The following is an 8,298-nucleotide window of genomic DNA, read 5'->3' on the forward strand; positions in this document are numbered from 1 at the left end:
GGGAGTCCATGCGGAGCATCGGCGACTGACGACAACGCGGCGAGGTGCGTGCCCCAACGCCGGCGCGCAGGCGGGAGTTTGAAGACACGCCCTAGGACTTGTTCAGGTACGTGAGGACGGCGCGGACGCGGCGGTTGGTGTCGTCGTCGTCGGTGATGCCGAGCTTGCCGAACATCGCGGTGGTGTACTTGCCGATGGCGCTCTCGCTCAGGAAGAGCCGGCGGCCGATGGCCTGGTTGGAGAGCCCCTCGGCCATCAGCCCCAGCACGGCGTACTCGCGTTCGGTGAGCCGTTCGAGCCCCCGGTTCGGTGGCGTGTTGGACAGCAGTCTCGCGATGACGGCCGGGTCCATGGCCGTCCCTCCGTCCGCGACGCGCTCCAGGGCACCGATGAACTGGTCGGCGTCGAACACGCTCTCCTTGAGGAGGTAGCCGACGCCGCCGGAGCCGTCCGCCAGGAGCTCCCGGGCGTACAGCTGCTCGACGTGCTGGGAGAGGATGAGGACCGGCAGCCCGGGCATCTCGCCGCGGGCGGCGAGGGCCGCCCGCAGCCCCTCGTCCGACTGGGTCGGCGGCATGCGGACGTCGATGACGGACACGTCCGGGCGCCACCTGCGCAACGCGTCGAGCGTCTCGGGCCCGGTGGCGGCCGTGGCCACCACCTGGTGCCCGCAGGCCTCGATCAGGCGGACCATCCCGTCGCGCAGGAGGTAGAGGTCTTCGGCTACAACGATTCGCATGGCACCGTCATCCTGACACGGGTCGGACCGCCCGACGGACTGGTGACCTCCAGGGTGCCGTCGAAGGCCGCGAGCCGGCGGCGCAGGCCCGCCAGCCCGCCGCCGGCCCGGACGTCGGCCCCGCCCCGGCCGTCGTCCTCGACCTCGGCGACGACCGCGGCGGCGACACCGGTGCCGTCCCGCGTGAGGGAGATCCGCACCCCGGACGCCCCGGCGTGCCGGACGGCGTTGGTCAGCAGCTCGGCGACGCCGAAGTAGACGGCGGACTCGATCGGCGGGTCCAGGCGCAACAGGGCGTCGGCGCTGACGGCCACCTCCAGCGGGACGTCCAGGGCGAGCGCGCGGACGGCGTCGACGAGCCCCCGCTCGCTCAGCACCGGCGGGCTGATCCCCCGGATCAGGTCGCGGAGTTCGGCCAGCGAGGCGGTGGCACCGGCCTGCGCGTCCCGCATCAGCGCCCTGGCCTGGTCGGGGTCACGCTCCATCAGCTTCCCGGCGGTCGCCAGGGAGAGCCCGAGCGCGACCAGGCGGGCCTGCGCCCCGTCGTGCAGATCCCGTTCGATCCGGCGGATCTCGGCGGCCTGCGCGACCGTCACGTCCGCCCGCTGGGCGGTCAGTTCCTCGACCCGCTCCGCCAGCGCCATCGCCGGCGACGGGCGCAGGAAGCGGACCGCCACCGGCACGACGGGCCGCCAGGCGTACGGGGCGGAGGCCACGGCCACGACCGCGCCGAGCGCCCCGGCCAGGCCCGCGGCGGATTCCGGCCCGCCGAACCCGAGGACCGCGCAGGCCGCCACGACCACCCCGGCCGGCGGGAGGCACGCGAGCAGACCGGCGGTGAACGGCGCGATCCCCGCGAACCGCAGGTCGCGCCAGTTCGCCGGGTCCCGCCAGCGGACCCGCCAGCGCTGGTCCATCAGCGCGTCCCGGCGGGTGCGCTCGTAGGAGAAGCCGTTCCACCAGAACCCGGTGGACATCCGCGTCACCGGCCCGGCCTGCCGGTATCCGGCGGGGATCACCGTGGCGGTCCACCGCGCGACGAGGAAGCGGACGATCCGGCAGACGGGGCGGGGCAGGGCGAGTGTGCCCACGCCCACCAGCACGAACGGCGCCGTCCACGACCACGGGTTGCCCGCCCCCCACCAGACCCCCAGCGCCACCGCCGCGGCCCACACGGCCGGCAGCAGCAGGCAGACGGCCGCCACGACACACGCCCGCACGAACCCCACCCCGGCGCGCGCCACCCACGAACCCAGCCGTCCCACGTCTCTCCCCTTCCGTACGGTGCTCCCACTGTGCACCGCGCCGAGCCCGCCACCGCCCCGATCGGCCGGGGAGTGGGTCTGGCCCCACCCAGCCGTGGGCCCAGACCGATACCGCCCCGGCCGGGCGGTTCGTAGCGTCGGTGGACATGGACACCAACACGCACCGCACGGACACGCACCACACGAAGATGCACCGCACGAACGCCCACCGCACGGACATGCCCGGCAGCGACATGCCCGGCACGCCCGAGGCGGCGCTGCTCCACGACCCCCGTACCCGGCGGGCCTTCGGCACGGTGACGGCCTGTATCAAGGTCTACGGCGCGCTCGGCGCCGTCGCGTTCCTGGCGGTCGTCGCGGTGGCGGGCAGCGGCCACCCGGTGAACACGTTCATGTGGGTCCGGGCGGTGCTGCTGCCGGTGGTCGCCGTGCTGCTCCACCGGCTGGCGGTCGCCGCCTCCCGAGGGTCCCGCCGGGCCTTCGAACGACTGGGCGCCCTCACCGTCATCATGCCGATCGCCATCATCGGCGTCGACCTGATCCCGGGCGTCTGCCCGCCCTGGTACGCCGCGGTGCAGACCGTCTGCATGCTGCCCGTCCTCCGGGCCGCGGTCACCGTCCGCGGCTCCGCGCTGCGCGCCGCCTTTCCCAAGGCGCGCTGACCGGGCGTCGGGCGCCTGGTGTGCGGTCGGCGTCTGGTCGGCCATTCGGTCGTCAGTCGGTCGTCAGTCGGTCCAGACGGCGGCGGCCGTACGGTCGTCGGCGTAGCCCTTGGCGCGGACCTGGACCTGGCGGAGGAAGTCGACGGTGCCGGGCGGATGCGGGTGGGCCCAGTGGGTGGACAGGAAGTGGGCGACGGCCGGCTCGTCGGCGATCGGGCGGGCCAGGCCGGGGGTGCAGAGCAGCAGCACGTCGCCCGGGGTGGCGGGGACCAGCCGGAAGCGGAACGGCCTCGGCTCCTCCGGCGGCTGCTGGCCGTCCGGGTGGTGCAGCAGGCGGGCCGCGTAGGCGTCGATCCAGTGGCCGGAGCGCAGCAGGTAGAGCCCGCCCGGGCCGACCCCGAAGGCCGCCCGGTGGCCGGCCGCCGGGTCGAGCGACAGCAGCAGGCAGTGCAGCGAGGCCGGGGACGGCGTGCCGTCCCCCTCGTTTCCGGGCGCGAGCGCGCGCAGCGGGGCGACGGCGCCGGTGGCGAGCCGCTGGAGGCCGTAGCGCAGCCGGTCCCGGGCGCCGTCGCGCAGGTCGGCGGCCAGGCCCTCGCGACTGCGGCCGACCGCGGCGGCCAGATGGCGGCAGGCCTCACGGGTGCTGGTGGCGACGGCCTCCGGGGGGAGCGCCTCGTCCGCGGCGGTGCCGGTCCGGTCGATGCCGGCGAGCACGGCGAGCAGCAGCCCGTCCGGGCCGTCCCCGAACCTGGTGACCAGCAGCGCGTCGCGCCGCGACTCGCCCCGGAAGCGGGCGGAGTCGCCGCGGACGGAGACGGCGCGCAGGACGGACGACCCGTACTGGGCGCCCTCCAGGACGGTGTCCGGCACCAGCGCCCCGAGGACACCCGGATCCGCCTCCGGGACGGCGGTCGGCTCCGGCCCGTAGGTCGGCGGGCGCTCGCCGATGTGCGGCACGGTGGGGGCGCCGTCGGCGAGCGGCGAGCGGACGGCCGGGCGCGGGTCGGGGACGGTGGCGGTGGCGAGGGTGTCGGGTTCCGGGGCGGGTTCGGGTTCCTCGGCGGCGGCCTCGGGTTCGGGCTCGGGTTCGGGCTCGGGGGTGGGCTCGGGGGTGGGCTCGGGGGTGGGCTTGTCCAGGGAGACCGGGGCGACAACTGGTGCGGGCGCGGTCTCGGCTTCAGGTCCCGGGGCGTCAGGAGCGATGGCCGGGGCGGGGACGGTGGCGTGGGGCTCCTCGTCCGTCCGCTGGGGTCCGATGACGCCGATCGCGGTGTCGAACCAGTCGTCGATGCTGTCCCGTTCCAGCACCTCGTCCGCTACCGGCACCGCCGCCGCCGACTCCGCCGCCACCGGCTCCGGCTCCGACTCCAGAACCGGCTCCGCGTCCAGGACCGGCTCCGGTTCGGCCGTGCGCTGCTGGCCGATGAGGCCGACCGCCGTATCGAACCAGTCGTCGACGCTGCCGTCGCCGGGGTCCGCGTGCGGGGTGTCGGGGAGGGTGCCCGCCGGGCCGTCGTAGACCGTTTCCCACCAACCGTCGTCCGGCCGGTGCGGCTGTGCGGGGGCACCCTGCTTGCTCATCTGGCGGCTCCTGGTCGGTCCGTGGTCGCGCCGCCCCCGGCGGGGCCGGACTCGACGTCATTGTCTCCAAGTGCAACGACGCTGTCCGGGTTTCGGCGACAACCGGTCAGCGCCGGGCCGTTCCCGGCCACCGCGTCGACCTCGGGTTTCACCGGGGAGTCCGGCGCCGCGTCCGCCCCTGCGTCCACCCCCGGGTTCACTCCTGCGTTCGGTCCCGTTCCGTCCCTGCTTGCCGGATGTGCCCGGAGCAGGGCGTTTCCGGGGTGTTCGGGTCCGGGAGCGGCCGAAAATGGGGGTCGAGGAGGGGCATCGCTTCACTCGTTCGGCTGATTAAATGTGCGCATGACCGCGTCGGCCCCCAGCTCACCTCGACCGGGGAGGGCCGCTCCGGCGGGCCGCCCGGTGGGTGTGCTGTGGGTTCTGCTGCTGGTCGCGCTGCTCACGACGCTGCCGTGCGCCGGTCAGTCGAAGGCGGTCGGCGCGCACGCCGCTCCGATGCCGACCACCGTCACCGCCGCCGTCACCGCCGTCACGACGGTCTCCAGTCACGCCCCGCACACCGGCCCCGCCGCCAAGGCCTCCGACCAGCGCCAGCGCGCCGGCGAGCAGCGGCACTGGACGTGGTGCACCGCCGACGGCGGGCAGCCCCGCCGTGACAACGGCTGCTCCAGCCACCCGTACTGCGCGCAGGACGCCCAACTGCCGAACCCGCCGCCGCATCCGCAGCCGGCCGCGTCACCGCTCGCGCCGGCAGCCGAGGCGCTGCCCAGAGTGGTGCCCGCCGGGCTGCTGGACGGTCCGCATCCGGCGCCAGATCTGCACGAGCTGCAAGTACACCGGTCCTGAGCGGAACCCACCGCCCGGCATCCGCCGGCGGATCCGCCCCTCCCCTTCTTTCAGCTGACCGCCGCGCCACCAGCAGTGCGCGGCGGGGACAAGGACAACCACCATGGGTTCCGCCTCGAAGCAGTCCGGCAAGCAGTCCGGCAAGCCCGGCCCGACCGACCGCCGCGCCCGGATAGCCGAGCTGCGCGCCGGCGAGCAGCGCCGCGACCGCCGCAACAAGGTCATCGCCTCGGTCGCGGCCGGTGTGCTGGTGATCGGCGCGATCGCCACCGGCACCTGGATCGTCATGGACGCCAACCAGAGCAAGAAGAAGGAGCAGGCCGCCGCCAACGCGGACATCCCGGGCGTGCAGACCTTCGGCGAGCTGAGCCGCACCCACGTCAAGGACAAGGTCAGCTACCCGATGACCCCGCCGGTCGGCGGCGACCACAACGCGATCTGGCTGGACTGCATGGGCCACGTCTACGACCAGCCGGTCGAGAACGAGCGCGCCGTCCACTCGCTGGAGCACGGCGCGGTCTGGGTGACGTACAACGGCAAGGCGACGCCGGACGACATCAAGACCCTGTCCGACAAGGTCAAGACCACCCCGTACTCGCTGATGAGCCCGTACCCGGACGAGAAGGGCGCCATCACCCTGAACGCCTGGAGCACCCAGCTGATCGTGGACAGCGCGAGCGACCCCCGGGTGAACCAGTTCTTCACCAAGTACGTCCAGGGCAAGCAGACCCAGGAGCCGGGCGCCTCCTGCACCATGGGGCAGATGTGACCGCCGACGCGGCGCTGCCCGAGGACGGCTCCGAGCACGCCGCCGAGGAGTTCGCGGACGAGGCCGGGGCGCCGCGCCCGGCCCGTCGGCGGCTGTGGTGGCCGGCCGCGCTGGCCGCCGCCCTCGCGCTGGCCCTCGGGGTGCCCGCCCTGGTGGCGAGCGGGACGTCGGCGTCCGGGTCGGCCTCGGTGGCCGTCCCGGCGGACGACTCGCCCGAGGCCGGGTTCGCCCGCGACATGGCGACCCACCACCAGCAGGCGGTGGACCTGTCGTTCATCGTCCGGGACCGCACCGGCGACGACCCGACCCGCACCCTCGCCTTCGACATCATCAACACCCAGGCCAACCAGCGCGGGATGATGATGGGCTGGATCGACCAGTGGGGGCTGCCGCAGCACTCGGCGGCCAAGCCGATGGCGTGGATGAGGATGGGCCACGACTACCAGGCCCACGACGGTTCGCTGATGCCCGGCATGGCCACCAACACCCAGCTGGCGAAGCTGCGTTCGCTCAGCGGGCGGGACGCCGAGGTGTACTACCTGCAGCTGATGATCCAGCACCACAAGGGCGGCGTCGAAATGGCCCAGGGCTATGTGGACCTGGCGAAGAACGACGCCGAGAAGCGGCTCGCCCAGTCGATGGTGGTCGCGCAGACCTCGGAGGTGCAGCTGATGACCGACATGCTCACGGAGCGCGGCGCCGCCCCCGGCGTGCCCGAGTCCTGACCCACCCCACTGCGCGTGTCCTCGGACGGCCGGGGCGCGGTCGACGGTCCCGTACCGTGCGTACCGTGCCCCGGCCGTCCCGCGTCCGCGACAAGCCCCTGGAGTTCCCGATGCCCCCCGCCGCACCCTGGCTGATCGCCGGACTGGGCAACCCCGGCCCGTGGTTCCGGCTGACCCGGCACAACGCCGGCTTCCTGACCGTGGAACGGCTGGCCGAACGGTACGGCGCGCGGTTCCGGCGGCGCGGGATCGGCGCCCTGGTGGCGGAGATCGAGGTCGACGGCCACCGGGTGGTGCTGGCCAAGCCGCAGTGGTTCATCAACCTGTCCGGCCGACCGGTGTCCGGCCTGCTGCGGCGTTACGGCGTCCCGGTCGAGCACCTGGTGGTCGTGCAGGACGACCTGGACTTCGCGTTCGGCACCGGACGGCTCAAGCGCGGCGGCGGCCCCGGCGGCCACAACGGCGTGCGCTCGGTGGGCGAGGTGCTCGGCACCCCCGACTTCGTGCGGCTGCGCTTCGGAATCGGGCGCCCACCGAAGGGGCAGAGCGCCGGCGACTTCGTGCTGAAGAAGTTCTCGGACCACGAACAGGCCGCCCTGCCAGCGGTGTTGGACCGGTGCGCGGACGCGCTGGACACGCTGGTGCGGCGCGGCCTCAACCGGGCCCAGGACGCACTGAACGTCCGCTCGGAGGCTTAGGGGCTCTCAGGCTTAGGGGCTCTCAGGCTCAGGGGTCGGAGGCTCAGGGGTCGGAGGCTCAGAGGAAGAGGTCCCGGCTCAGGCCTGGCGGACCGGCCGGGTCAGGGCCACGGCTGCCACCGCGACCGCCGCGAGGGCGAGCAGCACCGTCCGGCCGCCGGCCGCCGGGCCCGCCAGATGGACCCCGAGGACGGGCAGCGCGGTGCCGAGCGCCGTCCCGAGGCTGCGGGCCATGTTCACCATGCCGCCGCCGACCGCCGAGCACTGCGCCGGGATCGCCCGCATCACCAGCGCGTTGTTGGCGGGCAGCAGCAGTCCCAGCCCGTAGCCGGCGAGCAGCAGCGGCACCGCCACGGCCGCCCCGGAGACCGGCAGCAGCGCGAACAGCAGCAGCCCCGCGCCCGCGAGCACCGCGCCCGCGCGGCAACGGGCGACGTCCGACCAGCCACGCGGCAGCAGCGCGCCGCCGACGGTCGCGGCGAGCGCGAACGCGGCAGGCAGCAGGGTGATCACCAGGCCGGCCCGGGCCACCGGCACGCCCGCGCCGGTCAGCAGCACCGGGCCGAGCACGAGCGGGCAGAACAGCAGCAGGTAGCCGATCAGCGAAACCACCAGCCCGGACCGCACCCCGGGGGTGTTGACCAGGCCGGGCGCCAGGATCGGCCGGGCGGCCCGCCGTTCCTGACGGACCAGCGCGAGCGCGAGGACGGCGGCGGCGAGCAGCAGTGCGGCGGCGGCCCAGCCGGGCAGCGGCAGTCCGGAGGCGGTGGACAGGGCGAGCAGCAGCGCGGTGGTGGAGCCGGTGAGCAGCAGCAGGCCGGCCAGGTCGAAGCGGCCGCCGGACGCGGTGGCGGGCGGGCTCGCCACGCCCGGCGCGAGCGGGCCGTCCTCGGCGCGGGGAGCGGGCAGGCGCGCGGCGGCTCCTGCGGGCGGGGGCCCGGTGCCGACGGCGGGCGGGGGCCCGGTGCCGACGGCGGGCGGGGGCCCGGTGCCGACGGCGGGCGGGGGCCCGG

The 8,298-nt window shown here is 74.9% G+C and carries 9 protein-coding genes; 5 read left to right on the top strand and 4 right to left on the bottom strand.

Annotated features, from left to right (window positions below):
- Positions 1–91: 91 nt before the first annotated feature.
- On the bottom strand, positions 92–739 hold the full coding sequence (locus ACFV6D_RS38270; RefSeq protein WP_063347082.1) for a response regulator transcription factor: 648 nt from the start codon (positions 737–739) through the stop codon (positions 92–94).
- The gene (locus ACFV6D_RS38275; protein ID WP_380346129.1) at positions 724–2,004 is read right to left on the bottom strand and encodes a sensor histidine kinase; all 1,281 of its coding nucleotides are present in this window, start codon (positions 2,002–2,004) and stop codon (positions 724–726) included. Before ACFV6D_RS38275 ends, ACFV6D_RS38270 begins: the two co-directional genes overlap by 16 nt.
- 146 nt (positions 2,005–2,150) lie before the next feature.
- On the opposite strand from ACFV6D_RS38275, the gene ACFV6D_RS38280 reads away from it, so the two are divergent.
- Positions 2,151–2,666 carry a hypothetical protein gene (locus ACFV6D_RS38280; RefSeq protein WP_380563332.1) on the top strand — a complete coding sequence of 172 codons (516 nt, stop codon included), beginning with the start codon at positions 2,151–2,153 and terminating at the stop codon, positions 2,664–2,666.
- 63 nt (positions 2,667–2,729) lie between these two features.
- On the opposite strand, the gene ACFV6D_RS38285 is transcribed toward ACFV6D_RS38280, so the two are convergent.
- Positions 2,730–4,247, bottom strand: coding sequence for a hypothetical protein (locus ACFV6D_RS38285; RefSeq protein ID WP_380563334.1), 1,518 nt, complete (start codon positions 4,245–4,247; stop codon positions 2,730–2,732).
- A 342-nt stretch (positions 4,248–4,589) separates the two neighbouring features.
- On the opposite strand from ACFV6D_RS38285, the gene ACFV6D_RS38290 reads away from it, so the two are divergent.
- From ACFV6D_RS38290 to pth, 4 genes are all read left to right on the top strand, one after another.
- Positions 4,590–5,093, top strand: coding sequence for a hypothetical protein (locus tag ACFV6D_RS38290; protein ID WP_380494450.1), 504 nt, complete (start codon positions 4,590–4,592; stop codon positions 5,091–5,093).
- 103 nt (positions 5,094–5,196) lie between these two features.
- The gene (locus ACFV6D_RS38295) at positions 5,197–5,862 is read left to right on the top strand and encodes a DUF3105 domain-containing protein (RefSeq protein ID WP_063347086.1); all 666 of its coding nucleotides are present in this window, start codon (positions 5,197–5,199) and stop codon (positions 5,860–5,862) included.
- A gap of 92 nt (positions 5,863–5,954) precedes the next feature.
- On the top strand, positions 5,955–6,587 hold the full coding sequence (locus ACFV6D_RS38300; protein WP_063351021.1) for a DUF305 domain-containing protein: 633 nt from the start codon (positions 5,955–5,957) through the stop codon (positions 6,585–6,587).
- 110 nt (positions 6,588–6,697) lie between these two features.
- Positions 6,698–7,285 carry an aminoacyl-tRNA hydrolase gene (pth, locus tag ACFV6D_RS38305; RefSeq protein ID WP_380563338.1) on the top strand — a complete coding sequence of 196 codons (588 nt, stop codon included), beginning with the start codon at positions 6,698–6,700 and terminating at the stop codon, positions 7,283–7,285.
- Between the two features lie 78 nt (positions 7,286–7,363).
- Here pth and ACFV6D_RS38310 read toward each other — a convergent pair.
- A partial coding sequence (locus ACFV6D_RS38310) for an MFS transporter (protein WP_380563336.1) occupies positions 7,364–8,298 on the bottom strand: 935 nt, incomplete at its 5' end.

Source organism: Kitasatospora sp. NPDC059812, assembly GCF_042732075.1.
GTDB lineage: Bacteria > Actinomycetota > Actinomycetes > Streptomycetales > Streptomycetaceae > Kitasatospora.